Origin of the sequence: Colidextribacter sp. OB.20 (genome assembly GCF_009911595.1) — a bacterium.
GTDB lineage: Bacteria > Bacillota > Clostridia > Oscillospirales > Oscillospiraceae > Lawsonibacter.
Window position 1 is genome coordinate 1 of record NZ_QWKG01000153.1, and the last position, 936, is coordinate 936.

The following is a 936-nucleotide window of genomic DNA, read 5'->3' on the forward strand; positions in this document are numbered from 1 at the left end:
TGGCGCCACCGGCCCAGCCGGCCCAACAGGTCCCACCGGCCCCACCGGCGCGACAGGACCCGCAGGCCCTGCCGGACCAGATCTGATCGGCGCGGACGGTCCTGCGGGCCCCACCGGCCCTGCAGGCCCCACCGGCCCCATTATCATCGATTTTGCCTATGCCGTTAACACCGGCGCGGCCGCGATCTCCATGAATGGCCTGGTGCCTCTGCCCAATAACCAGGTGAAGGGCAAGGGCATTACCATCAGCCCGGACAGCACCAAGTTCACCGTGAAGACCGGCGGGGTCTATCAGGTCGGGTATGTCCTCAATACCGACAAGGCCCTGACCGCCGGTGTCCGGCTGCTGGTCAACGGCGAGCCCAGGGAGGTGTCCGCTGTTGGGGGGATCGCAACATTATCCCTGAGCCGGCTTTCCAACGAGGTCCTGCTGCGCTTGAGCGATAACGACGAAATTTCCCTGCAGATCTTCAATAATCCCCTTGGCACTGTGCTGCTGCCCGCGCCCGTGGGGGCGTCCCTGAGAATCGTCCGGTTGAGCTAAGGAGGAACGCTTTATGTCAATGCCCACATTTCCCAAAAACGATCCTCCCCTGAGCCGCGAGGGGAGTCTGAACGAAATTATCGCTTCCATCGCCGCCGAGGAGTTAAGCTTGAGCCACATTCTCAACGCCGAGGGCGAAAAGCTGCAATACGTCCTGGGGACCCTGCCCGGTCTGGATGAGGCGGCCTCGCTGGATGAGGTGCTCCGGACCAACCAGAGCGTAAAGGACACACTGTCCGGCATCGTGGAGCAGCAGATGATGCTGTCTGCCAAGCTGGGCGCGGCCTTGAAAGCCCCCACCATTCCCGGCCCTGCCGGCCCTGCTGGCCCTGCCGGTCCCACCGGCCCTGCCGGAGCTGCCGGGGCCGCCGGAGCGGACGGTCCTGCCGGCC

1 protein-coding gene and 1 pseudogene are annotated in these 936 nt (G+C 64.7%); both read left to right on the forward strand.

What is annotated here, in order from left to right:
* Nucleotides 1–544: collagen-like triple helix repeat-containing protein (locus D1641_RS18945; protein ID WP_160668550.1), on the forward strand; the 544-nt coding region annotated here is incomplete at its 5' end.
* A 13-nt stretch (nt 545–557) separates the two neighbouring features.
* A pseudogene (locus D1641_RS18950) lies at nt 558–936 on the forward strand (collagen-like protein); the annotation flags it as partial.